Here is a 23,438-nt window from a genome sequence, read left to right on the forward strand (position 1 = left end):
TTAAAATTACAAATAATCATGTAGCCCACTGGTATAGGCGAGGCGACCTGACTGATAGACTAGAATAGCATCCATGCCAGGTAAGGTTTCAACAATATTTAAAATGTTTGTCGGTTCTTCACCGAACAAGCGGGTGGTCCAAATCTCCCCATCGACTGATTGATCAGAAATAATCGTGAGACTTGCCAGCTCCGTTTCGACAGGATAGCCGGTTTGGGGATCAAAAATATGATGGAAGGACTGGCCGTCAACTTCGAGGTGACGAACATAGGTACCTGACGTCACGACGGACTTATCTGTTACAGATAGAACCAGTAAATGTTCCCCTCTTGGAAGCTGAGGATTTTGAATCCCGATTCGCCAAGGGCGGTGACTGATAGGATTTTGACCAAGGGTAAGGATATTCCCTCCCAAATCAATTAAAGCCTGTTCAATGCCCTGACTTCTGAGATAGCCAGCTAGTAAATCGGCACTAAACCCCTTAGCTAAAGCGCCTAGATCAATTTTCATCCCTTTTCTTTTGAGAAAAACAGTTTGTTGATCCGGATCTAAGCAAATCTGATGAGGGTCAATGACTGTTAGGGCTTGTTCAATTTCTACTTGATCAGGCTTCCTAGCATCTGAAAAACCAATTCTCCAAGTTTGGACAAGTGGACCAATCGCAATGTTTAAATGACTTCCTTGCGCCTGACTATGGCTAGTTCCTAGAGCAATCAGTGAAAAAAGATCTGGATGAACCTTTACGGGTTCAATGCCAGCCTTTTGATTGACCTCCATCAATTCAGAAGAAGGGTCATTAGCACTAAAGCGATGCTCATAGGATCGCAGGAGACTAAAACAATCGACCAGTATTTGGTCAGCTTGTTGATGAGAAATCGAAACGGTTATGGTGGAGCCCATTAGGCGTTCGGATCGACTAGTTAGTTCCACAAATAGTAAACCACCTTTCCAATATTCACCTACTTCAAGTTTATCAAAAAGAAAGCCATTTCACAATCCCCCCAAGCAAATTTATTGACATTTTTCAGGACTTATGCAAATTGATTTGAAAATAAAATCACAAATTGTAAGCAAAAAAATTGGAAACGATATCATTTTCATGTTATAATTGTATGGTAAATAAAATTAAAGGTAGGATTTTTTCTATGAGTAAAATCGTAGTTGTGGGTGCTAACCACGCTGGAACTGCATGTATCAACACAATGTTGGATAATTTTGGAAACGAAAATGAAATCGTTGTGTTTGACCAAAACTCAAATATTTCATTCCTTGGATGCGGAATGGCTCTTTGGATTGGTGAACAAATTGACGGACCTGAAGGCTTGTTCTATTCAGATAAAGAAAAATTAGAAGCTAAAGGCGCTAAAGTTTACATGAACTCACCAGTTCTTTCAATCGACTACGACAACAAAGTTGTAACTGCAGAAGTAGATGGTAAAGAACACAAAGAATCATATGAAAAATTGATCTTCGCAACTGGTTCAACTCCAATCTTGCCACCAATTGAAGGTGTTGAAATTGTCAAAGGGAACCGTGAGTTCAAAGCGACTCTTGAAAATGTACAATTCGTTAAATTGTACCAAAATGCTGAAGAAGTTATTAAGAAACTTGAAGACAAGAGCAAACACCTTGAGCGCATCGCTGTTGTAGGTGGTGGTTACATCGGTGTTGAGCTTGCTGAAGCATTCGAACGTCTTGGAAAAGAAGTTGTCCTTGTTGATATCGTTGACACAGTATTGAACGGATACTATGACAAAGACTTTACACAAATGATGGCTAAAAACTTGGAAGACCACAACATCCGTTTGGCACTTGGTCAAACTGTTAAAGCTATCCAAGGTGACGGTAAAGTAGAACGCTTGGTAACTGACAAAGAAACATTCGACGTTGATATGGTTATTCTTGCTGTTGGTTTCCGTCCAAACACAGCTCTTGCTGATGGTAAGATCGAACTCTTCCGTAACGGTGCTTTCCTTGTAGACAAGAAACAAGAAACTTCAATCCCAGGTGTATACGCTGTTGGTGACTGTGCGACTGTTTATGACAACGCTCGTAAAGACACTAGCTACATTGCCCTTGCATCAAACGCTGTTCGTACTGGTATTGTAGGTGCTTACAATGCTTGTGGACATGAGCTTGAAGGAATCGGTGTGCAAGGATCTAACGGTATCTCTATCTATGGTCTTCACATGGTTTCAACTGGTTTGACTCTTGAAAAAGCAAAAGCAGCAGGCTACAACGCTGTTGAAACTGGCTTCAACGACCTTCAAAAACCAGAATTTATCAAACATGACAACCATGAAGTTGCCATCAAGATTGTTTATGATCAAGATAGCCGCGAAATCCTTGGTGCTCAAATGGTATCACGTGATGCTGCAATCTCAATGGGTATCCACATGTTCTCATTGGCTATCCAAGAGCATGTAACGATTGAAAAATTGGCATTGACAGACCTATTCTTCTTGCCGCACTTCAACAAACCATACAACTACATCACAATGGCAGCACTTACTGCTAAATAATGTATTCTATAAAAACGCTCATTTGGGCGTTTTTTTGCTGTTGTCTTACTCAAGCGCTATGAAAAATAGTATAATATAAGCAATCAATCTGGGAGTTAAAGAGAAATTATGAAACAAAGTCAGCAAATCCAAAGAGAATTTCAATCGACCTCGAGATCTATTTTATCTCAGGTTAGTAGAGGTGTTTTAGTAGGGCTTGTAGTCGGTGCGATTGTCTCGAGTTTTCGATTTTTTATTGAGCATCTCTTTCATGTTGTCCAGGGATTGTATAAGGATCTAGGAAGAAGTCGTTTCAATTGGGTCATCATCCTCTCTATGTATCTTTTTATTATTTTGCTAGCTAGCCAGCTCATCAAAAAGAACAAAAACGTTAAAGGATCTGGTATTCCTCAAGTAGAAGCAGAATTAAAAGGATTGCTTCAGATAGACTGGTGGGCTACGCTTTGGCAGAAGTACATTTTAGGGATTTTAGCAATTGCAAGTGGTTTGATGTTGGGTCGTGAAGGCCCCAGTATCCAACTTGGCGCCATGGGAGGAAAGGGGCTGGCTAAGAAACTTGCGCTTAGTCCAGTAGAAGAAAGAGCCTTGATAGCCAGCGGTGCTGCGGCAGGTTTGGCAGCAGCCTTCAATGCGCCGATTGCGGGTCTTCTCTTTGTAGTAGAAGAAGTCTACCATCATTTTTCTCGTGTCTTCTGGGTATCGACCTTGGCTGCTAGTTTGGTCGCAAACTTTGTCTCTCTCAATATTTTCGGTCAAACACCTGTTTTAAACATGCCGGACCACATCCCCCATATCGATTTATCCAGTTATTGGATTTTCTTAGTCATGGGAATTTTTCTGGGCCTAACTGGTTATTTCTATGAAGTTGCTGTTTTAAATATTGGTCGTGTTTATCAAAAGCTTGGTAGCTGTTTCAAGGTGACTTCTCCCTATTTTCCACTCTTTGCCTTTCTTTTGATCCTACCAATTGGTTATTATTTTCCTCACTTATTAGGTGGTGGCAATCAGTTGGTTTTGAGCTTAGCCCATGTTCCTCTTAGTATCCAGACGTTAGTCTTTTATTTTGGGATACGGTTTATCTGGAGTATGATCAGTTACGGGAGTGGTCTTCCTGGTGGCATCTTTCTTCCGATTCTAGCTCTAGGTTCTGTTTTAGGAGCCTTTGTTGCGGCTGTTTTGTTGAAGTTTGGTCTCATACATTCTAATCAACTTCCCTTGTTTGTTATTTTAGGAATGAGTGGTTATTTCAGTGCCATTTCAAAAGCGCCCTTGACAGCCATGATTCTAGTGACTGAAATGGTAGGAGATATACGAACCTTGATGCCGATTGGCTTGGTGACTTTGACAGCTTACATTACAATGGATCTGCTAAAAGGGGCCCCTGTCTACGAGGCTATGCTGGAGCAATTGATGCCTGAGGTGACCAGCGGTTCAGATGTCTTAACCCTGATCGAAATTCCAGTATCAGAGAAAATAGCAGGCCGTCAGGTTCGAGATTTAGACCTACCTAGAGACCTCCTGATCACAACTCATCAGCATAATGGAAAAAACAGTACGGTGCATGGTAGTACCCGCCTCTATCTAGGAGATAGCATCTACCTCGTGGTAAAAGAGGCAGATATCGGTCGGGTAAAAGAATTACTTCTTTAATTCATTTTATTAAAGTTTTCTGACAATTGTTGAAAAATGAGAAAATCTTTGCTATAATAGACCACGTAAAAAACGAATCCAGGAGAAATTCTCATGAAAAAACTTGCAGTAACACTCTTATCAGTCGCTTTATTAGCAGGCTGTGCCAATACATCTTCAAAAAACACAACTACAAATAGTTCCTCTTCGACAGTGAAATTGTCAAAAGAGGACCAAAAAGCCTTGGACCAGGCGACAAGTGAATACAAGGAGTTTGTGCAAGGACAAATTGATCAGTTGTTAAAAGATACAGAGGAATTTCAAAGAGTCCTAAAAAGTGGTGATTTAGAAGAAGCTAAGAAGGTCTATCCTTTGATTCGGATGTCTTATGAACGCTCTGAACCAATCGCTGAAAGCTTTGGGGAGTCTGATGTCAAGATTGACTTCCGTTTGGTTGACTATGTCGATGAAAACAAATCAGAAGAAGGATGGTCAGGCTTCCACCGTATCGAACGCATTCTCTGGGAACAAAATACAACCGAAGGCACTGAAAAATATGCAGAGCAATTGGTAAATGATATCAAAGAGTTGAAAGCTAAGATTGCGACAGTAGAAGTAACGCCAGATTTGATGTTGACAGGTGCGGTTGACCTCTTGAATGAAGTGGCGACACAAAAGATCACTGGGGAAGAAGAAATTTTCTCTCATACAGATCTCTATGACTTCCGTGCCAATATCGAAGGGGCTGAGAAGATCTTTGCTCTCTTCAAACCTCTCATTGAGAAGAAGGATGCCAAGCTAGTGAAAACCCTTGAAACAGAATTCAAGGCGGTGAATGACTTGTTAGACAAACATATGACAGATGATTCCAACTATAAATCATATACAGATCTAACAGAAAAAGATACCAAAGAACTAGCAGAAGCAGTTACAAAATTGGGGGAACCACTCTCTCAAATGGGAATCATTTTAAACGGTAAATAACAATGACAAAAGACGAAAAATTTTTTGAAAAGAAGATGGATCGTCGCGAATTTCTGAAAAAAGCAGGTATTGGGGGAGCAGGCTTAGCACTTGGTCTATCTGGTGCTTCTGCTTTTTTCGCTAATAAGGATCAAGGTTCCAAGAATATCGCAGACGGTCAAGAAGAGATTAGTTTTTATGGTAAGCACCAAGCGGGGATTACCACCCCCATGCAGAAGAATATTTATTTTGTGGTGCTCGATCTCCGGACGACAGATAAAAACGAATTGATTCAGTTGTTTAAAGACTGGACAGATTATAGCCAGAAATTAGTCAATGGGGAACTGGTCAAAAAAGATGGATCCAACGCTCTCTTGCCTCCAAGTGATACAGGAGAAACAGTCGGACTAAATCCTTACCGCCTCACCTTAACCTTTGGTGTTTCGGCTAGCTTTTTGACCAAACTAGGCCTTGAAAAGAAACGTCCTAAACTCTTCCGGGATCTTCCAGCTTTTCCTAAGGAACAGTTGAGAGAGCAGTATACGGGTGGTGATATTGTCATCCAAGCATGTGCAGATGATGAGCAGGTAGCCTTTCATGCTGTCCGCAATCTGATTCGTAAAGGACGCAATAAGGTGACCATGAAGTGGAGCCAATCAGGATTCGCTGCTATTGGGGATCGCATGGAAACGCCCCGGAACCTCTTTGGCTTCAAAGATGGAACTGCCAATGTCACGTCAGAGAAAGATTTTAATAAGGTAGTTTGGGCTGATAGTCAAGACTGGATGAATAACGGCTCTTATATGGCTGTCCGTCGGATTATTATGCACTTAGAGACTTGGGACCGGACCAACCTGCAGGAGCAAGAAAATACCTTTGGACGCTATAAAGAAAGTGGCGCACCATTTGGAAAGAAAAACGAGTTTGACGAAGTGGACCTCTCCCTCTTACCAGTTGACTCACATGTCCGTTTGGCTAAAGAAGTGGATCTGCCAATTTTGCGACGCTCTTATTCTTACTCTGATGGGATTGATCCGAAAACGGGGCAGTTTGATGCAGGATTGCTTTTTATTGCTTTTCAAAAGGATCCAGACCGCTTTGTGAAAATCCAAACCAATCTTGGGGCAGACGATAAGATGAATGAATATGTGACCCATATTGGCAGTGGCCTCTTTGCCTGCTTCGGAGGTGTGAAGGAAGGAGGGTACATTGGTCAAGACTTATTTGAATAAATTGTTAGTCGTCCTAGTAGCCTGTCTCTTTTTCATCGTCACCCCTGTCCAAGCTGAGTCTTATAGTGATCTCTTTATCAAAATTACAGATGCAACGACAGCAGTTCGGGATAAGGATCAAGAAAAAGCTCACACTCTTGTTGCAGAGATAAAAGAAGAATTTCTTAAGAAAGCCAATCATGATTCCAAGGCAGGAAAAGAAGTCCAGAAAAGTCTGGACTTGGAAGGTGAGATTACAGAAAAGCAATTGGTGACTGTCTCCACTTCCTTGCTAGCCTTTGAAAAAGAGCAAAATCCAGTCGATCTGGATGCTGAAAAAGAGAAGCTAGAAACTCGCTTGAAGCCTTACTTTGAGAAGCTTCAAGAGGCGATCACGACAAAGGATCTCCAAGCGACACGAAAGGCTTATGCCGATTTAAACAATACCTGGACCCGGAATGAAGCGGTTGTCAGAGATCATAGTACCGCTTACTATGGAAAGGTAGAAACAGCTATCTCCTTCTTGAGAAGTGCGATCGAAACGGAGCCTACAAACTTTGACGCCATCCAATCCTCGTACAACGACTTAAAGAATGTACTGGATCAATTTATCAGTGGGGAAAAGATTGAAGAGACAAGCTCCAATCTGACCCTTTCAGACGGGATCAAGCTCCTTAAAAAAGCTCTTAGCCTCTTTCAAGCCAATGAGACTAGCCAAGCTAGTCAAGTCATGAAGGAGTTCATTACCATTTGGCCAACAATCGAGGGCGATGTCAGCACGACCAATCCAGCTCTCTATACCCGAGTAGAAAGTCAAAGTCCAGTTATTATGGTCAAGGGAAAGGAAAGCAAGTACCAAAAACAACTGGAAGCCCTGATTAGTGATCTGTCTGCTATTGATACCACCGCCTCTTATTCGGCGGTTGACGCTATGTTGATCCTCTTACGCGAGGGTGTCGAAGCGCTCTTGATTGTTATGGCTTTGGTGACAGTTCTCAAATCTGCTAAATTGATCAAAGGTTTGAAATGGGTCTATGCAGGCGCTCTTCTAGGTATCCTAGCCAGTGCAGCCATTGCAGTCGCTCTTCAATTCTTATTCCCAGCTGTGACCTCAGCTTCCAACCGTGAGGTGATCGAAGGGGCAGTAGGGATTATCGCAGTAGGCATGATGATTGTCATTGGGATTTGGCTACATCGTAAGTCCTCTGTAAAAAAATGGAATCAATTCATGGAAAGTCAGATGAAGGCTGTGACAGCAACTGGAAGCTTTATTTCTATGTTTGCCCTCAGCTTCTTAGCTGTTTTCCGTGAGGGGGCTGAGACCATCCTTTTCTATGTGGGGATCCTCCCTCGTATTCGCTCCTTTGATTTCTTCCTAGGGATTGGCTTGGCACTTGCAGTTTTAGCCATTCTTGCTATTCTCATGACCAAGGCAAGTCATCTGGTCAAGCCACATAAGATTTTCTTCATCCTGACTTGGATGATCTATGCCCTGGCCTTTAAGATGCTAGGGGTGAGCCTGCACGCGCTCCAATTAACCAATATGCTTCCCAATCATATCTTGAGTAATTTCCCGACGGTCGATTGGGCAGGGATCTATCCGAGCTGGGAAGTTCTTGCTTGCCAAGTTCTATTCGTTCTTATTGTCGGGTTTGTAACGGTGAAGCAGCATGAAAAATGAAGATAGTAAGCTTACTATTGTAGAGCATTTAAGCGAGTTTAGACGACGCTTCATCGCTTGTATCCTTTGTTTTTTCGTTGTCTTTTGTGGAGCCCTCTTGTTTTCTGACCAGCTTTATGCCTTTTTGACGGCTGGATTTCGAGAGAAACTCTTGGTCCTTGGCCCTAATGACATTTTAAGCATCTACCTTCAGTTGGCAAGCTTAATAGCCTTTACCATCACCCTGCCCTTCACTCTCTTTCAAGTCTGGCAATTTGTAAAACCAGCATTGAGAAAGGGAGAAGCAGGAGCTATTCTGCTCTATGTGCCGGCAAGTTTGCTTTGTTTCTTGCTAGGCTTACTCTTCGGCTATTATCTGGTTAGTCCAGCTATTCTCGAGGTGCTCCTAAAGTTGGGACAAGGCCAGTTTACCATCCAGTTAACGGCACAGAACTACTTGGCCTTCATCTTTCATACGACAGTGCCTTTGGGTGTCTTGTTTGAATTGCCGGTCCTTGTAGCCTTTTTGACTTCGATTCATATCTTAACGCCAGACTGGTTAAGGCGGTATCGCCGAATAGCCTACTTTCTATTGCTGGTACTAGCAGTCATCCTGACCCCTGCTGATTTCATCAGTGATTTAGCAATGACCGTGCCCCTGATCTTGCTTTACGAAGTGAGTCTGGGCATCAGTCGCATCATCTTTAACCGTATACAAAAAAGGAGATAAATATGGGAATTTTACGTGATATCGGTGCACCAGGACTGATTATTATCATCCTGGGAGCCCTCTTAATCTTTGGACCAAAGCGTTTGCCTGAGTTAGGACACTCGCTTGGGAAAATGTTCTCTGAATTCAAGTCAGCCGTCAACAATGGTTCTGCTGAAAAAGAAGAGGACAAAGAAAAGACTGGTAAGACTGAAGAATAATAGCTTACCTTTCATGATATTTTCTGACAGAACTATCTTTTGTTCTTTCATTTTCAATAATAGCAAAAGCAGGAGTAGATCATTAAAACGATATCTAAGTATGAATCCTGCTTTTTGTTATTATTGAACCGTCTGAAAATTTTTGTAAATTACAAATTGAAAACAAATCAACTTTTGATAGCGTTTTCCTTGAATCTAAATTTGGCCAGGAGTATAATAGAGGGTGGAAAAAGTACATTAAAAAGGAGTGTGTCATGATGATCATTAGTGTGATTTTTGCTGTAGCTTACTTTTTGTTGGTTGCCCTTGTTGCGGCTCTTGTTTTCCGAGCGATAGGAAAGATTTTTGAGCTCTTCGATGGCTACCTGATGTACCATTAAGAGATAGACAAGCCCACTCACTATGAGTGGTTTTTTACTATAGGACGGAGATAATTATGAAGACGGAATATGAAAAGATGATTGCTGGCGAGTTTTACAGTCCCATGGATCCAGAATTGAGAAAGTTGGCACAAGAAGCTCGGGCCAAGCAATTTGCCTTTAACCAAGAAGCAGACGGTGAGAAGCGGAGTCAACTCATAAAAAGTTGGTTCGGGTCAACTGGAGAAAATCTATCCTTGCACCCCTTCTTGGCTTGTGACTATGGGGTCAATATCCACTTGGGAGAGAATTTTTATGCCAACTGGAACCTAACCATGCTGGATGTCTGCCCGATCAGGATCGGAAAGAATGCCATGATTGGCCCCAATTGCCAATTTCTCACCCCTCTCCATCCGCTAGATCCGCATGAACGTAATGCAGGAAAAGAATATGGAGCTCCGATAACGATAGGAGATAACTTCTGGGCGGGTGGTGGAGCTATCATCCTTCCAGGCGTAACCTTAGGCGATAATGTCGTCGTCGGAGCAGGAGCAGTGGTGACCAAATCCTTCGGGGATAATGTAGTCCTAGCTGGTAATCCAGCCAGAATCATTAAGGAAATAGAGGTGAAAGAGTGAAGTTTTACTTTATCGGAGGACTGGGAAGTAATGAGAATCATATGAGCGAATTTGCTCATTACTTTCCATACCCCATCACCTATCTAGATCCCTATAATCTGAAACTGGAATCTCCCCAAGATTTAGTTGGCTGGTTTGAAGCCCATGCCGATTCTAATGAAAAGACTTGTATCATTGCCCATTCACTGGGTGGAGATTTGGCTCGATACCTAGCATTCAATATGCCTCAAATTACACATCTGGTTCTGCTAGATGGTGGCTATCTTAACATGGACCAGATCTTACCACTAGAGCAGGAAATCGAAGAGACACTCGCCTATCTGAAGCAACAGGTATTTCCGTCTCTAGAGGAAGCTGTTGCAAGTGAACTTGGAGATACTGTCATTCCTTCGCCAGCGACTATAAAGGCCATCCAAGCCAGTTATCGTTGGAATCCTGATCTCCATCATTATGAACTGGCTTTGGATCCACAAGCTGTTCTTTCCTTGCTGAGACTCAGACGAGAGCTCCGATCTTATCAAGCTCCACTAACGGATACCAAGGCCTTGTTTATCGGTCCTAAATACGAGGATGAGCCTGAATGGAGAGCAAGAGCACTTGAAAATTTAGATCCTTCTATCAAGAAGGTGCTCTTAAAGGATCTAGGCCACGATTTTTATACAGCAGTTCCCGAGCTTGTCAGCAAAGAAATCATCAATTGGATTCAAGTTTGTTCATAAATAACTCATATATAGAATTTTATCTAACTAATTGTCTAGTAATTTCCGAACATTATTTATATAATCAGCATTCTATTTGAATCGCCTCCGTATCTTTGTTATAATCTTGAATGGAAACGTCGGAAGGCGTAGTGATGACGCATCACGATTTAAAATTTAGAAACGAGATTCCAATCCGTATGTTAAACGAATTTCCAATCTTTGATTACGAAGATATTCAATTAATCCCTAACAAGTGTATTATCAAAAGTCGTGCAGAAGCTGACACGACCGTTCAGTTTGGTAAGCACACCTTCAAGCTACCAGTGGTACCTGCCAACATGCAGACTATCCTGGATGAGGATGTGGCCGAGCAACTGGCTAAAGGGGGATATTTTTACATTATGCACCGCTTTGACGAAGCTAGTCGCATTCCCTTTATCAAACGCATGCACGATCAGGGCTTATTTGCTTCCATCTCGGTTGGAGTAAAAGACTATGAGTACGACTTTGTGACTCAACTCAAGGACGATGCACCAGAATACATCACCATCGATATCGCTCACGGTCACTCAGATAGTGTGATCCAAATGATCCAGCATATCAAGAAGGAATTACCAGATACCTTTGTGATCGCAGGAAATGTCGGAACACCAGAGGCCGTTCGGGAATTGGAAAACGCTGGAGCAGATGCTACCAAGGTCGGGATTGGACCTGGTAAGGTGTGTATTACCAAAGTGAAGACAGGCTTTGGTACTGGCGGTTGGCAGTTAGCAGCCCTTCGTTGGTGTTCAAAAGCAGCCCGCAAACCGATTATTGCGGATGGCGGAATTCGGACGCATGGAGATATTGCGAAATCCATTCGTTTTGGTGCCAGCATGGTCATGATTGGTTCTCTCTTTGCAGGTCACATTGAAAGCCCAGGGAAAACCGTTGAAGTCGATGGGGAATCCTTTAAAGAGTACTATGGATCTGCTTCCGAGTACCAAAAAGGGGCCTATAAAAATGTTGAAGGCAAGAAAATTCTCCTACCAGCCAAAGGTCATCTGCAAGATACCTTGACAGAGATGGAGCAAGACTTGCAAAGTTCTATTTCCTATGCTGGAGGCCGGAAGGTTGCTGATCTGAAGCATGTCGATTATGTCATCGTAAAGAACTCTATCTGGAATGGTGACTCTCATTAAAACTACAATTACTTATTTATCTTGCGGATTGGCGCAAGGTCTCTACAAGGTGCCGGAACACCTAACAATAAGTAAGTCTTAGATTGATCCAGGAATACTTGGATTCTGTAGAGGCTTACTTGGTAAGTCTCTATTTTTTGTTCCAAACTGTTTAGGAGAAAACATGAAATTATTAGAAGAACGCATATTGAAAGACGGAAATGTCCTGGGAGAGAATATCCTCAAGGTTGATTCCTTCTTGACCCACCAAGTGGATTACCAGTTGATGAAAGAAATTGGGAAGGCTTTTGCGGAACACTTTAAAGATGCTGGTCTGACCAAGATTGTGACCATTGAAGCTTCCGGAATTGCTCCTGCCCTCTATGTGGCAGAAGCTTTGGAACTTCCCATGATCTTTGCCAAAAAAGCCAAGAATATCACCATGAATGAAGGGATTTTGACAGCAGAAGTCTATTCCTTTACCAAGCAAGTGACCAGTACTGTTTCCATTGCTAGCAAGTTTTTAACACCAGATGATCGCGTCTTGATCGTTGATGACTTTCTGGCTAATGGACAAGCAGCTAAAGGTCTGATCCAGATTATCGAACAAGCTGGTGCGAGTATAGAAGCCGTCGGTATCGTCATTGAGAAATCCTTTCAAGATGGCCGTGGACTGCTAGAAGAACTCGGCTACCCAGTTGTTTCACTTGCTCGTTTGGACCGTTTCGAAAATGGTCAGGTTGTATTTAAGGAGGCAGACATCTAATGCAAAAACAGGAAAACCATTCACAGGCAGCCATTCTAGGCTTGCAACACCTATTAGCTATGTATTCGGGTTCTATTCTAGTACCGATTATGATTGCGGGCGCTTTGGGATATAATGCCCAGCAACTAACCTATCTCATCTCTACAGATATCTTTATGTGTGGGGTAGCCACCTTCCTGCAATTGCAGTTAAACAAACATTTCGGGATTGGTCTTCCGGTCGTCCTTGGGGTGGCCTTCCAGTCTGTAGCACCTCTTAGCATGATTGGGGCTAGCCATGGTAGTGGCGCTATGTTTGGTGCCTTGATTGTCTCAGGGATTTACGTAGTCCTAGTCTCAGGATTCTTCTCTAAAATCGCCAACCTCTTCCCATCCATTGTGACGGGATCTGTCATTACGACCATTGGTTTGACCTTGATTCCAGTAGCGATTGGGAATATGGGGAACAATGCAGCAGAACCTACGGTTCAAAGTTTGATCTTGGCTGTGATTACCATCCTCATCATTCTTGTGGTCAACATCTATACGACAGGTTTTATCAAATCCATCTCTATTTTGATTGGGTTGATTGTTGGGACAGCCATCGCAGCTTCAATGGGCTTGGTGGACTTCGCACCTGTAGCACAAGCTCCAGTCGTTCACGTTCCAACGCCATTCTTCTTTGGAGCTCCTAAGTTTGAAATTACTTCAATCGTCATGATGTGTATCATCGCAACTGTATCAATGGTAGAATCAACTGGTGTTTATCTTGCGCTTTCAGATATTACAAAAGATCCAATTGATAGCACGCGCCTCCGTAATGGCTACCGCGCTGAAGGGTTGGCCGTCCTTCTCGGTGGTATCTTCAATACCTTCCCATACACAGGGTTCTCACAAAACGTCGGATTGGTGAAATTGTCTGGTATCAAGACCCGTCTTCCAATCTACTATGCGGCTGGTTTCCTCGTTCTTCTTGGGCTCCTGCCTAAGTTTGGAGCTTTGGCGCAAATCATCCCAAGTCCAGTACTTGGCGGAGCTATGCTAGTCATGTTTGGTTTTGTGTCTATTCAGGGGATGCAGATCCTTGCGCGTGTTGATTTTGAACACAATGAGCACAATTTCCTCATCGCGGCTGTATCAATCGCAGCAGGAGTAGGGTTAAACAATAGCACACTCTTTAATGGCTTACCAAGCGCCTTTAAAATGTTCTTTGCAAACGGAATTGTTGTTGCCAGCGTCTTGGCAATTATTCTCAACGCCATCTTGAACCGCAACAAAAAATAATCTAAACAAACTGAGGATCCGTTAGATCTTCAGTTTTTTAATTTTTTTGACATTTGAGGAGACATATAGTAGAGTGGTAAGAGAAAATTTCAACTTAACAAGAAGAGAGTATCATCCATGTATCTAACCCATCATTTTAAAGAGCGCTTGCGCTTGTTTATCAGTCTATTTATCCCTCTCCTGGTCTATCAACTTGCTAACTACTCTGCTAGTTTTGTTGATACAGCCATGACTGGTCAGTATCGGACCCTTGATTTGGCTGGTGTTTCTACGGCTACGAGTCTATGGAATCCCTTTTTTACTTTTCTGACAGGAATTGTTTCTGCCCTAACGCCGATAGTCGGGCATCACCTAGGCAAAGGAAACAAAGAACGGATTGCTAGTGATTTTTACCAATTTCTTTATATGTCATTTGGTATGGCTGTTCTCTTAATAGGCTTTGTCTGGGGAGTTGCGCCAATCATACTCAAGCAGATCGGCTTAGAAAATGTTGTTGCTCAGATAGCCATAAGCTACTTATATTTCCTTTCGCTAGGAATCCTACCCTTGTTGCTCTTTAGTATCGTGCGAACCTTCCTTGATACGTTAGGAATGACACGTCTATCAATGTACCTGATGCTCTTGCTCTTGCCTTTGAATGCCTGTTTTAACTATGTCCTTATCTATGGAGCCTTTGGTGTTCCTGAGATGGGAGGAGCAGGAGCGGGCCTTGGAACCTCTCTGGCTTACTGGGTTCTACTAATTATTGCAATTTTTATCTTATGCAAGCATCCCAAGGTAGCTCCTTATCAATTGTGGAAGCCACAACCTTATGATCTTAAAGGGATCAAAGAAGTATTGCACCTTGGCCTTCCAATCGGGGGAATTGTTTTTGCTGAAGTCATCATCTTCTCGCTTGTTGGACTGCTCATGGCAAAATTCCCATCACTCACCATTGCTAGTCACCAATCTGCCATGAACTTTTCAAACATGATGTATGCTTTCCCAGTTAGTATCTCAAGCACCATGGCAATTATTGTGTCTTACGAACTAGGAGCTGGAAGACCGGAGGTAGTGAAACAATATTGCCGTTTAGGACGATTGACAGCCTTTGGCTTTGCGATTATCACCCTCGCCTTTCTATATACATTCCGCTACCAACTGGCTGGATTATATGGCAAGGATCCAATCTTCGTTCAGCAAACGACTATATTCATGACCTTTAGTCTCTTTTTCCAAGTAGCTGATACTTTTGCAGCACCCCTTCAAGGGATTTTGCGGGGTTATAAGGATACAACGGTTCCATTCTTATTAGGAGTTTTTAGTTATTGGTGTATCTCTATCCCTCTTGGGATTTTCCTTGATCATGTGACTGACCTCGGTCCCTATGCTTATTGGATTGGCCTCATTTCTAGTCTTGTCGTGAGTGGTATTTGTTACCAACTTCGCCTATTGCAGATACAAAAGAAATACCAAATTTCCTAAAACAAAACAACCAGAATACGCTTCTGGTTGTTTTGTTTATTTAGTGCGCATTTCACCTTGAGGGAAGTAGGTTCCTTCAGGCATATCATTGATAATGACATGGACAGCAGATTTGGGTGCACCTGTATTCCGAACGACAGCCTCGGTTACTTCCTTGGCCAAAGCTTTCTTTTGTTCCAAGGTGCGTCCTTCAAATAAATCAATTCGTACAAATGGCATAGAGCCACCTCCTCTATAAATCTTAGATCTATTTTATCACATTTTGGGATACAAAGCTGGGCAAAAATATGGTAAAATATAATGAAACACTTTTAGAGAGAACAGAAGGAAAATGGCACAATTATATTATAAATATGGGACCATGAACTCGGGGAAAACCATTGAGATTTTGAAGGTGGCCCATAATTATGAAGAGCAAGGCAAGAGCGTCGTCATCATGACCTCGGCAATCGATACGCGCGATGGATTTGGAGTTGTTTCTAGCCGGATTGGTATGAAACGGGAAGCCGTTGCGATCGAAGACGATACAGATATCTTTGGCTTTATTAAAAACCAAGCAATCAAACCCTACTGTGTCTTAATCGATGAAGCTCAGTTTTTGAAACGCCATCATGTCTATGATCTGGCAAGAGTCGTGGATGAACTGGATGTGCCGGTGATGGCTTTTGGCCTCAAAAATGATTTTCGAAATGAACTCTTTGAAGGTTCCAAACACCTCCTCTTGTTAGCCGACAAGATCGAGGAGATCAAAACCATCTGCCAATACTGTTCTCGCAAGGCGACCATGGTCTTGCGCACCCAAGCGGGCAAACCTGTCTACGACGGAGAGCAGATCCAGATCGGTGGACACGAGACCTATATCTCGGTTTGTCGCAAGCATTATTTTAATCCAGACATACCAACTGAAAGCGTCTAGAACGTTTTAGAGAGTATAAAAATGTCTATTTGTTTAAAATATATTACAATAGAGAATTATTTTGACGTTTTAAATCTAGAAGTTCATCCAAACCAAAGGAATTTTATTGCATCCAATTCCATTAGTTTAGCTGAAGCCTATGTATATGATAAAAATGGTGATTTTATAGCTCCCTTAGCAGTTTATGATAAGGAAGTATTAATTGGTTTTGTTATGATTGCCTATGACCGGAAAATTGGGATCAGTAAGGGGAACTACTTGTTATTTCGTTTTATGATAGATAAACGATTTCAAGGTTTAGGCTATTTTAAACCGACTATGGATGCAGTTATTGACTTTGTTCGAACAGAGCCAGCTGGAAAAGCTACAAGTCTTTGGTTATCTTATGAACCGGAAAATAATCAAGCGAGATCTTGCTATCTCCATTATGGATTTAAAGAAACTGGCGAAGTCATAGAAGACGAAATTGTAGCAATCTATGATCTAACAACCAAGAATTAAGGAGCAAACATGAATATCTATGATCAACTACAAGCTGTAGAAGACCGTTATGAAGAGTTAGGAGAATTACTGAGTGACCCTGATGTAGTCTCTGATACCAAACGCTTTATGGAGCTTTCAAAAGAAGAGGCTTCCACTCGTGACACGGTGACAGCCTACCGAGAGTACAAGCAAGTCCTTCAAAACATCGTTGACGCTGAGGAAATGATCAAGGAAGCAGGTGGCGATGCAGATTTGGAAGAAATGGCCAAGCAAGAGCTGAAAGATGCCAAGGCTGAAAAAGAAGAGTACGAAGAAAAACTGAAGATCTTACTTCTTCCAAAAGATCCAAACGATGACAAGAACATTATCTTGGAAATCCGTGGGGCAGCAGGAGGAGACGAAGCCCAGTTGTTTGCTGGTGACCTCTTGCAGATGTATCAAAAATATGCGGAAAGCCAAGGCTGGCGCTTTGAAGTTATGGAAGCTTCCTATAATGGCGTTGGTGGGATCAAAGAAGTCGTAGCCATGGTTTCTGGTCAATCTGTCTACTCAAAACTCAAGTATGAATCTGGTGCCCACCGGGTACAACGCGTTCCTGTGACGGAAAGCCAGGGTCGTGTCCATACCTCTACAGCAACTGTTCTGGTTATGCCAGAAATCGAAGAAGTTGAGTACGACATTGATCCAAAAGACCTTCGAATTGACATCTACCACGCATCTGGTGCGGGTGGACAAAACGTCAACAAGGTTGCAACAGCCGTTCGTATCGTCCACTTGCCAACCAATATCAAGGTAGAGATGCAAGAAGAACGCACCCAACAGAAGAACCGTGAAAAAGCCATGAAGATCATCCGTGCGCGTGTAGCTGACCACTTTGCTCAGATTGCTCAAGACGAGCAGGATGCTGAGCGGAAGTCTACTATTGGTACTGGGGATCGTTCAGAGCGGATTCGGACTTACAACTTCCCTCAAAACCGTGTGACCGATCACCGGATTGGCTTGACCCTTCAAAAACTGGATACCATCTTATCTGGTAAATTAGATGAAGTGGTCGATGCTTTGGTCTTGTATGATCAAACTCAAAAACTAGAAGAGTTGAACAAATAATGTTGTTGGGACAATTATTAGCCCAGTATGAAGATGCATTAATAGCCGTTGGAGAGGAAGCAGAAAGCCTCTCCTTCGTATATCGTGCTTTAAAAAACTGGACCTTTACAGACTTCGTCCTTGACTTGCAAAAAGAAGTGGAAGCAGAGGATCAAGTCTTGCTTGATTCCATCTTTGAGCAGTTGAAACATCACGTCCCTGCCCAATATATTATTGGGAGCGCAGAATTTTGTGGCCATGTTTTCACAGTGGATGAGCGCGTGCTGATTCCTAGGCCTGAAACAGAAGAACTCGTCACCCTCATTATTGAAGAAAACAGTAGGGAAACCTTACGCGTACTCGATATTGGGACGGGAAGTGGCGCCATTGCCATTAGCTTAGCCCTGGCTAGACCTTCTTGGCAGATTCAAGCTTGTGATGTGTCAGAGGAGGCTTTGGAGCTTGCTCAAGAAAATGCTCAAGAGTTAGAAGCAGTCGTTTCCTTCAACTCTTCAGACGTACTGGATGAACTAGAAGGTCCCTACGACCTGATTGTTTCCAACCCACCCTATATCTCGCATGATGATCTAGAAGAAGTTGGAGCCAATGTATTAGCCTCTGAACCGCACTTGGCACTCTTTGCGGATCGTGATGGATATGCCATCTACGAAAAGATTGCCCAACAAGCACCGAGTGTATTAAGACCAGAAGGAAAGATTTATCTAGAAATTGGCTATAAGCAAGGTAAGAAAGTAAAAGAACTCTTTCAAGAGGCTTTTCCCAACAAACGAGTTCGCGTTCTGAAAGACCAATTTGGACAAGATAGAATGGTAGTAGTAGACAATGGATAACATTGAGAAAGAATTAGAAGCAGGCCGTGCGGTTATTCTGCCAACTGAAACAGTCTATGGTATTTTCGCTAAAGCTTTGGACCAAGAGGCAGTTGATTATATATACGAGTTAAAACGTAGACCGAGAGACAAGGCACTGAATTTAAATGTAGCCGGCGAAGAAGATATCAGACTTTATTCGAAAAATCAACCTAGTTATTTAACAAAACTGATTGATTCATTCTTACCAGGGCCTCTCACTATCATTCTTCAGGCGAATGACAAGGTCCCAGACTGGATTCATTCAGGATTGGATACAGTTGGTTTCCGTATTCCGGCTCACCCAAAAACATTGGAATTAGTTCGTAAATACGGCCCTTTGGTAGGTCCCTCGGCTAATCTTTCAGGTCATGTAAGTGGAACAAAGTATGAGGCTATTGTAAGCGAATTTGATCAAGTGGTTCATGGTATAGAGGATGATGACTTCTTGACTGGCCAAGATTCAACTATTTTGGATATTTCTGGTTCTAAAGCCAGGATTTTGCGGCAAGGTTCTATAACGAAAGCTGATTTGCTTGCACATGTGCCCGAGCTTTCCTTTGAGGATGATGAATTTCCTCAGTGATAATGTACATAAATATTTTTTTATAAAGGAGAAGACCTATGATTTTTGACAAAGAAGATTACAAAGCCTATGATGCGGACCTATGGAATGCCATCGCAAAAGAAGAGGAGCGCCAGCAAAACAATATCGAGTTGATTGCTTCTGAGAACGTCGTTTCAAAGGCAGTTATGGCTGCACAAGGGTCTATCCTGACCAATAAATATGCTGAAGGTTACCCTGGTCATCGTTACTATGGTGGGACAGATGTTGTAGACGTCGTTGAAAGCTTGGCGATTGAACGCGCTAAGGAAATTTTTGGTGCTAAGTTTGCCAATGTTCAACCCCACTCAGGTAGTCAGGCCAACTGTGCTGCTTATATGGCCTTGATTGAGCCTGGAGATACTGTTATGGGGATGGATTTGGCTGCTGGAGGACATTTGACACACGGAGCTTCTGTAAGCTTCTCAGGGCAAACTTATCACTTTGTGTCATACAGCGTAGACCCTGAAACAGAACTCTTGGATTTTGACGCAATCTTAAAACAAGCCCAAGAAGTGAAGCCAAAACTCATCGTTGCTGGTGCATCAGCCTACTCTCATATCATTGATTTCTCTAAATTCCGTGAAATTGCGGATGCAGTAGGAGCTAAGCTCATGGTTGACATGGCCCATATCGCTGGTTTGGTCGCAGCAGGTCTTCACCCAAGCCCAGTTCCTTATGCACATATCACGACCACGACCACCCACAAGACCCTTCGTGGCCCTCGTGGTGGCTTGATCTTGACCAATGATGAAGACTTGGCCAAGAAGATCAATTCAGCTATCTTCCCTGGTATCCAAGGAGGACCTTTGGAGCATGTCATCGCAGCTAAAGCAGTAGCCTTCAAGGAAGCACTGGATCCAGCCTTTAAAGAGTATGCATCGAACGTCATTAAAAACAGTCAGGCTATGGCTGATGTCTTTTTACAAGATCCTGATTTCCGTGTCATTTCAGGCGGAACAGAGAACCACCTTTTCCTTGTCGATGTGACGAAAGTCGTTGAAAATGGGAAAGTTGCTCAGAACTTGTTAGATGAAGTCAACATTACTCTCAACAAGAACTCTATCCCTTACGAAACTTTATCACCATTCAAGACCAGTGGAATCCGTATCGGGGCAGCAGCCATCACCGCTCGTGGTTTTGGAGTAGAGGAAAGCCGTACAGTGGCTGAACTGATGATTAAAACCTTGAAAAACGCAGATAACCCAGCTGTGTTAGAGGAAGTGCGAAACCAAGTCAAAGCCTTGACAGATGCCTTTCCACTTTATGAGGACTAAACCATCTTATGGATATTTACGTAAAGAAAGCCATCATTCATCAATTTAGCCCAGATGATACCGACCTCTACCTGGCGGACAAATTCCTCAATATCACACCTAAAATTGAGGAATACTTGCGCAAAAAGATTGAACGGGTCTACTCCGATGAAGCCAAGACCGGTATTTTTGAAGAGGATAACCCTTTTCTTGAGATGATTTCGGATGATTTACTAGAAACTTCAGTAGCAGTTGCGAATCGCTGGAAGGAAGAATTTGTCATCTCTGAGAATCAAAAGACCAATGATTTGGTGTTTATTCAATTCTCAAAAGAAGGGGTGGACCACTTTGCCTTCCTCCGAATTGCATTGCGTGAAACCTTGACACACTTAGGTGGCGAAGTGGACAATCCAATCAAACTGACACAAAACAATCTGCCTGGTTTTGGTACTGGTGCCGACGAAGCCTTGGTTATTAATCTTCAAAGCCGTAAGTACCACTTGATTGAAAAACGGATCAAGTACAACGGAACGTTCTTGAACTATTTCTCTGAGAATCTCCTCCAGGCCCAACCGAAGATTTCTCCTAAAAAGTCAATCAAAGAAATAGAGAAAACGGCCCAACGGATTGCTGAGAACTTCCAACAAGATGATTTTCAGTTCCAATCCAAGGTCAAATCAGCAATTTTCAACCAACTGGAAGAAGAGAATGAATTGTCACCTGAAAAGTTAGCCAATGATTTGTTCGATGACAACTTAACAGCTCGACTCAGTTTTGTCGATCAGGTGAAAGAGACTATTCCAGATCCTGTTCGCTTCGATGAGATTGATGCCAGCCGCCAATTGAAGAAATTTGAAAACCAAAAACTCTCCCTTTCAAACGGAATTGAGCTTTTGGTCCCTAACCATGTTTACGAAGATGCTGAATCGGTAGAGTTCATCCAGAATGAGAATGGGACCTACTCGATCCTCATCAAGAATATAGAGGACATTCAGAATAAATAATGATGAAACGAATAATAAAAATTTTCTTTTGCCTCTTGCTCGTCTTTTTCATATACAAGGGCTATCAGATACACCGGGATGTAAAACAGGTCATGACTTATCGTACCCTAGTGCGTGAAGTACTGGCTGAGGAAGATACTGGTACAAATGAAGATCTGATCCTTGCTATGATTTATACAGAGACCAAGGGCAAGGAAGATGATGTCATGCAGGCCAGTGAAAGTGCAACAGGCCAGACAAATTCTATCACCAATAATAAAGAAAGTATCCGCCAAGGAATTCAAACCCTATCTGAGAATCTACGAAAAGCAAAGGAGAAGGGAGTCGATCCCTGGACAGCTGTTCAGGCTTATAATTTCGGACAGGATTACATTGAATATGTAGAAAAAAATGGCGGGAAAAACAGTCTTGAATTAGCTCGTAAATACTCAAAAGAAGTGGTTGCACCGAGTCTTGGTAATGTCACAGGGAAGACCTATCTTTATCTCCATCCTATTTCATTTTTACATGGCTCAGAGCTCTACGTTAATGGGGGAAATTATTATTATTCACGTCTCGTTGAAATGAATCAGTTCATCATGAAACTATTTTCCTGGTTCTAATACAAGCAGTCACTCTAAACAAGGGAAGAATCCCTTGTTTTTTTATGGAGCAAACTGTCATCTGTTTATAAAGAAGCTGTAAGCCCGTCATAAGATAAAAAGGATAGACTAGTTGGGAGGCAAAGGGATAAAACCTGCTTCCTTTTTCTGTAGGCTTATATTAAAAATTTAAGTCCTAAAAAAAAACCAATTTTCATTGGCTTTTTAATCTGTTACTTCGATTGAGAGATAAGGAAGACCTAAGATTTTTCCGAAAATACCTAGAAGTGTTTTCATAGCTGAAGCTTTAATAATAGCTGTTTGACCAGCTTTTACGATCACTTCCTTAGAACGAGTGAAGGCTCCTCTTTGATCTACGTAGACCTTAACCATATCAAGCCCTTCAGGAAGCGGAAGTATAACGGTTTCGTCTTTGCTTAAGTTGGCAACACATTCTCCATTGATATAAACGTTTACCTTCATTAATACACCTACAAGGCCAGTTTGACGCGATACTGTAATTTCTGACATTTTGTTTCTCCTAAACTTTAAAAGTATTTTACTTAATAATTCATAAAAATAACGATAACTTTATCATAGCATTGTTTTCTTTAAGAATCAAGTTAAATCTTATACGAAAGATAGTGTATGTATTTATTAGAATAGATTCTTCAAAGTAAGTTTAAACCATAAATAATTACGCTTGAAGAACTTACAAATTTATGCTATTATCATGTTGAAAATAATTATCTCATTCTGTTTTAAATTATAAAAGAAACAGTTGTATATACACAAATAATTATATTTTAAAGTAAATAATAAGTCAGGAAATGTATTATGAAGATGTTTATACTTTCTATATTGGTTGCGTTTTTATATTATCTGATTAAAGCTCAATTTAAGAGTATTAATTTAGATATTCTTATATTTTCATTTGTAATAACTTCTCATTTGATTTTTTCTTATTACTTCTTACCAATAGAATTATTAATCGGACTTACTGGAGCAAACATCTTATATACCATTTTTAAGAAGCTAAAAGGTAAAGAAACTATGCAATTCTTCATGAAAAATTTTATTATTGGAATTGGTGAAGTTAATTTCCTTACTTATCTTATTTACATGTGCATGAGCCTCGCTCCTCTCTTTCATATATTTATTATCGGAGCAGAAGTAAGTTCTGGAAAAATGATTATAATCATCTTAAGTTTACTATGGGGATTATTTTTAACATTTGCACGGATTTATAGCAAACTTTTGAAATGAATAGATTAATTATTTCCTATAAGATACGTGTTTTATAAATACTATTCAAATAAAGATCTCTATATATATTTTCATCTTTTTTGACTATAGTAGCAACTCAAAAAATCA

The 23,438-nt window shown here is 41.7% G+C and carries 26 protein-coding genes and 1 riboswitch; of the genes, 23 read left to right on the forward strand and 3 right to left on the reverse strand.

Annotation, left to right across the window (positions count from 1 at the left end):
- Positions 1–6: 6 nt before the first annotated feature.
- Entirely contained in the window at positions 7–930 is a 924-nt protein-coding gene (locus tag AC3E6G_RS03725) for an FAD:protein FMN transferase (RefSeq protein ID WP_490700484.1), read from the reverse strand.
- 215 nt (positions 931–1,145) lie between these two features.
- Here AC3E6G_RS03725 and nox point away from each other — a divergent pair, with 215 nt between their 5' ends.
- From nox to AC3E6G_RS03795, 14 genes are all read left to right on the forward strand, one after another.
- Positions 1,146–2,522 (forward strand): H2O-forming NADH oxidase, encoded by a 1,377-nt coding sequence (gene nox, locus AC3E6G_RS03730; protein WP_125329400.1) that lies wholly within the window; start codon positions 1,146–1,148, stop codon positions 2,520–2,522.
- Positions 2,523–2,630: 108 nt separating this feature from the next.
- Positions 2,631–4,172 (forward strand): ClC family H(+)/Cl(-) exchange transporter, encoded by a 1,542-nt coding sequence (locus AC3E6G_RS03735; protein WP_125336240.1) that lies wholly within the window; start codon positions 2,631–2,633, stop codon positions 4,170–4,172.
- Between the two features lie 93 nt (positions 4,173–4,265).
- Positions 4,266–5,135 carry an iron uptake system protein EfeO gene (gene efeO / locus AC3E6G_RS03740; RefSeq protein ID WP_125336239.1) on the forward strand — a complete coding sequence of 290 codons (870 nt, stop codon included), beginning with the start codon at positions 4,266–4,268 and terminating at the stop codon, positions 5,133–5,135.
- A 2-nt stretch (positions 5,136–5,137) separates the two neighbouring features.
- Complete coding sequence (efeB, locus tag AC3E6G_RS03745; protein WP_219074319.1) at positions 5,138–6,346, forward strand: iron uptake transporter deferrochelatase/peroxidase subunit; 1,209 nt, start codon at positions 5,138–5,140, stop codon at positions 6,344–6,346.
- Complete coding sequence (locus tag AC3E6G_RS03750) at positions 6,324–8,006, forward strand: FTR1 family iron permease (RefSeq protein WP_219074318.1); 1,683 nt, start codon at positions 6,324–6,326, stop codon at positions 8,004–8,006. Before efeB ends, AC3E6G_RS03750 begins: the two co-directional genes overlap by 23 nt.
- Complete coding sequence (gene tatC, locus AC3E6G_RS03755; protein ID WP_366961685.1) at positions 7,996–8,715, forward strand: twin-arginine translocase subunit TatC; 720 nt, start codon at positions 7,996–7,998, stop codon at positions 8,713–8,715. The genes AC3E6G_RS03750 and tatC overlap by 11 nt, the downstream gene beginning before the upstream one ends.
- A 2-nt stretch (positions 8,716–8,717) precedes the next feature.
- Complete coding sequence (locus tag AC3E6G_RS03760) at positions 8,718–8,915, forward strand: Sec-independent protein translocase subunit TatA/TatB (RefSeq protein ID WP_125336235.1); 198 nt, start codon at positions 8,718–8,720, stop codon at positions 8,913–8,915.
- Positions 8,916–9,169: 254 nt separating this feature from the next.
- Positions 9,170–9,295 (forward strand): hypothetical protein, encoded by a 126-nt coding sequence (locus AC3E6G_RS03765; RefSeq protein WP_023023285.1) that lies wholly within the window; start codon positions 9,170–9,172, stop codon positions 9,293–9,295.
- 56 nt (positions 9,296–9,351) lie between these two features.
- Positions 9,352–9,912, forward strand: coding sequence for a sugar O-acetyltransferase (locus AC3E6G_RS03770; protein WP_125336234.1), 561 nt, complete (start codon positions 9,352–9,354; stop codon positions 9,910–9,912).
- Positions 9,913–9,953: 41 nt separating this feature from the next.
- Entirely contained in the window at positions 9,954–10,631 is a 678-nt protein-coding gene (locus AC3E6G_RS03775) for an alpha/beta fold hydrolase (RefSeq protein WP_366961683.1), read from the forward strand.
- Between the two features lie 179 nt (positions 10,632–10,810).
- Positions 10,811–11,794: a GMP reductase gene (gene guaC / locus AC3E6G_RS03780; RefSeq protein WP_156676810.1), complete on the forward strand. Its 984-nt coding sequence runs from the start codon at positions 10,811–10,813 to the stop codon at positions 11,792–11,794.
- A riboswitch (purine riboswitch) is annotated at positions 11,787–11,882 on the forward strand. It overlaps the preceding gene by 8 nt.
- 75 nt (positions 11,883–11,957) lie before the next feature.
- Complete coding sequence (locus tag AC3E6G_RS03785) at positions 11,958–12,539, forward strand: xanthine phosphoribosyltransferase (protein WP_156676809.1); 582 nt, start codon at positions 11,958–11,960, stop codon at positions 12,537–12,539.
- Complete coding sequence (locus tag AC3E6G_RS03790) at positions 12,539–13,801, forward strand: nucleobase:cation symporter-2 family protein (RefSeq protein WP_490700485.1); 1,263 nt, start codon at positions 12,539–12,541, stop codon at positions 13,799–13,801. The genes AC3E6G_RS03785 and AC3E6G_RS03790 overlap by 1 nt, the downstream gene beginning before the upstream one ends.
- 117 nt (positions 13,802–13,918) lie before the next feature.
- Positions 13,919–15,265, forward strand: coding sequence for an MATE family efflux transporter (locus tag AC3E6G_RS03795; protein ID WP_490700486.1), 1,347 nt, complete (start codon positions 13,919–13,921; stop codon positions 15,263–15,265).
- 36 nt (positions 15,266–15,301) lie between these two features.
- On the opposite strand, the gene AC3E6G_RS03800 is transcribed toward AC3E6G_RS03795, so the two are convergent.
- On the reverse strand, positions 15,302–15,484 hold the full coding sequence (locus AC3E6G_RS03800) for a 4-oxalocrotonate tautomerase (protein WP_120701931.1): 183 nt from the start codon (positions 15,482–15,484) through the stop codon (positions 15,302–15,304).
- 112 nt (positions 15,485–15,596) lie between these two features.
- On the opposite strand from AC3E6G_RS03800, the gene AC3E6G_RS03805 reads away from it, so the two are divergent.
- Genes AC3E6G_RS03805 through AC3E6G_RS03840 form a run of 8 tightly spaced genes read left to right on the forward strand, consistent with a single transcriptional unit; the run spans position 15,597 to position 22,085 of the window.
- Positions 15,597–16,181: a thymidine kinase gene (locus tag AC3E6G_RS03805; RefSeq protein ID WP_156676806.1), complete on the forward strand. Its 585-nt coding sequence runs from the start codon at positions 15,597–15,599 to the stop codon at positions 16,179–16,181.
- 21 nt (positions 16,182–16,202) lie between these two features.
- Positions 16,203–16,682, forward strand: coding sequence for a GNAT family N-acetyltransferase (locus AC3E6G_RS03810; RefSeq protein WP_042766180.1), 480 nt, complete (start codon positions 16,203–16,205; stop codon positions 16,680–16,682).
- Between the two features lie 9 nt (positions 16,683–16,691).
- The gene (prfA, locus tag AC3E6G_RS03815) at positions 16,692–17,771 is read left to right on the forward strand and encodes a peptide chain release factor 1 (RefSeq protein ID WP_003007273.1); all 1,080 of its coding nucleotides are present in this window, start codon (positions 16,692–16,694) and stop codon (positions 17,769–17,771) included.
- Positions 17,771–18,601, forward strand: a complete 831-nt coding sequence (gene prmC / locus AC3E6G_RS03820) for a peptide chain release factor N(5)-glutamine methyltransferase (protein WP_490700487.1) — start codon at positions 17,771–17,773, stop codon at positions 18,599–18,601. Before prfA ends, prmC begins: the two co-directional genes overlap by 1 nt.
- Positions 18,594–19,205 carry an L-threonylcarbamoyladenylate synthase gene (locus AC3E6G_RS03825; RefSeq protein ID WP_490700488.1) on the forward strand — a complete coding sequence of 204 codons (612 nt, stop codon included), beginning with the start codon at positions 18,594–18,596 and terminating at the stop codon, positions 19,203–19,205. Before prmC ends, AC3E6G_RS03825 begins: the two co-directional genes overlap by 8 nt.
- Before the next feature lie 38 nt (positions 19,206–19,243).
- On the forward strand, positions 19,244–20,500 hold the full coding sequence (gene glyA / locus AC3E6G_RS03830; protein ID WP_490700489.1) for a serine hydroxymethyltransferase: 1,257 nt from the start codon (positions 19,244–19,246) through the stop codon (positions 20,498–20,500).
- Positions 20,501–20,508: 8 nt separating this feature from the next.
- Positions 20,509–21,483, forward strand: coding sequence for a nucleoid-associated protein (locus AC3E6G_RS03835; RefSeq protein WP_455166819.1), 975 nt, complete (start codon positions 20,509–20,511; stop codon positions 21,481–21,483).
- Entirely contained in the window at positions 21,483–22,085 is a 603-nt protein-coding gene (locus AC3E6G_RS03840) for a lysozyme family protein (RefSeq protein WP_048789029.1), read from the forward strand. The genes AC3E6G_RS03835 and AC3E6G_RS03840 overlap by 1 nt, the downstream gene beginning before the upstream one ends.
- A 204-nt stretch (positions 22,086–22,289) precedes the next feature.
- Here the strand turns inward: AC3E6G_RS03840 and AC3E6G_RS03845 are convergent, their stop codons facing one another.
- Positions 22,290–22,595: a hypothetical protein gene (locus AC3E6G_RS03845; RefSeq protein ID WP_061563974.1), complete on the reverse strand. Its 306-nt coding sequence runs from the start codon at positions 22,593–22,595 to the stop codon at positions 22,290–22,292.
- Between the two features lie 306 nt (positions 22,596–22,901).
- Here AC3E6G_RS03845 and AC3E6G_RS03850 point away from each other — a divergent pair, with 306 nt between their 5' ends.
- Positions 22,902–23,330: a hypothetical protein gene (locus tag AC3E6G_RS03850; RefSeq protein ID WP_490700490.1), complete on the forward strand. Its 429-nt coding sequence runs from the start codon at positions 22,902–22,904 to the stop codon at positions 23,328–23,330.
- Positions 23,331–23,438: the final 108 nt, after the last annotated feature.

It is taken from the genome of Streptococcus sp. SCPM-O-B-23252 (M501) (genome assembly GCF_058200355.1).

Bases quoted from the DNA above. Each gene is read 5' to 3' on its own strand.
- prmC (WP_490700487.1), top strand. From the start codon at position 17,771: ATGTTGTTGGGACAATTATTAGCCCAGTATGAAGATGCATTAATAGCC.
- AC3E6G_RS03810 (WP_042766180.1), top strand. From the start codon at position 16,203: ATGTCTATTTGTTTAAAATATATTACAATAGAGAATTATTTTGACGTT.
- AC3E6G_RS03835 (WP_455166819.1), top strand. From the start codon at position 20,509: ATGGATATTTACGTAAAGAAAGCCATCATTCATCAATTTAGCCCAGAT.
- tatC (WP_366961685.1), top strand. From the start codon at position 7,996: ATGAAAAATGAAGATAGTAAGCTTACTATTGTAGAGCATTTAAGCGAG.
- efeO (WP_125336239.1), top strand. From the start codon at position 4,266: ATGAAAAAACTTGCAGTAACACTCTTATCAGTCGCTTTATTAGCAGGC.
- AC3E6G_RS03850 (WP_490700490.1), top strand. From the start codon at position 22,902: ATGAAGATGTTTATACTTTCTATATTGGTTGCGTTTTTATATTATCTG.
- AC3E6G_RS03840 (WP_048789029.1), top strand. From the start codon at position 21,483: ATGATGAAACGAATAATAAAAATTTTCTTTTGCCTCTTGCTCGTCTTT.
- AC3E6G_RS03770 (WP_125336234.1), top strand. From the start codon at position 9,352: ATGAAGACGGAATATGAAAAGATGATTGCTGGCGAGTTTTACAGTCCC.
- efeB (WP_219074319.1), top strand. From the start codon at position 5,138: ATGACAAAAGACGAAAAATTTTTTGAAAAGAAGATGGATCGTCGCGAA.
- AC3E6G_RS03765 (WP_023023285.1), top strand. From the start codon at position 9,170: ATGATGATCATTAGTGTGATTTTTGCTGTAGCTTACTTTTTGTTGGTT.
- AC3E6G_RS03845 (WP_061563974.1), bottom strand. From the start codon at position 22,595: ATGTCAGAAATTACAGTATCGCGTCAAACTGGCCTTGTAGGTGTATTA.
- prfA (WP_003007273.1), top strand. From the start codon at position 16,692: ATGAATATCTATGATCAACTACAAGCTGTAGAAGACCGTTATGAAGAG.
- guaC (WP_156676810.1), top strand. From the start codon at position 10,811: ATGTTAAACGAATTTCCAATCTTTGATTACGAAGATATTCAATTAATC.
- nox (WP_125329400.1), top strand. From the start codon at position 1,146: ATGAGTAAAATCGTAGTTGTGGGTGCTAACCACGCTGGAACTGCATGT.
- AC3E6G_RS03760 (WP_125336235.1), top strand. From the start codon at position 8,718: ATGGGAATTTTACGTGATATCGGTGCACCAGGACTGATTATTATCATC.
- AC3E6G_RS03795 (WP_490700486.1), top strand. From the start codon at position 13,919: ATGTATCTAACCCATCATTTTAAAGAGCGCTTGCGCTTGTTTATCAGT.
- AC3E6G_RS03800 (WP_120701931.1), bottom strand. From the start codon at position 15,484: ATGCCATTTGTACGAATTGATTTATTTGAAGGACGCACCTTGGAACAA.
- AC3E6G_RS03790 (WP_490700485.1), top strand. From the start codon at position 12,539: ATGCAAAAACAGGAAAACCATTCACAGGCAGCCATTCTAGGCTTGCAA.
- AC3E6G_RS03785 (WP_156676809.1), top strand. From the start codon at position 11,958: ATGAAATTATTAGAAGAACGCATATTGAAAGACGGAAATGTCCTGGGA.
- glyA (WP_490700489.1), top strand. From the start codon at position 19,244: ATGATTTTTGACAAAGAAGATTACAAAGCCTATGATGCGGACCTATGG.
- AC3E6G_RS03775 (WP_366961683.1), top strand. From the start codon at position 9,954: ATGAGCGAATTTGCTCATTACTTTCCATACCCCATCACCTATCTAGAT.
- AC3E6G_RS03735 (WP_125336240.1), top strand. From the start codon at position 2,631: ATGAAACAAAGTCAGCAAATCCAAAGAGAATTTCAATCGACCTCGAGA.
- AC3E6G_RS03805 (WP_156676806.1), top strand. From the start codon at position 15,597: ATGGCACAATTATATTATAAATATGGGACCATGAACTCGGGGAAAACC.
- AC3E6G_RS03825 (WP_490700488.1), top strand. From the start codon at position 18,594: ATGGATAACATTGAGAAAGAATTAGAAGCAGGCCGTGCGGTTATTCTG.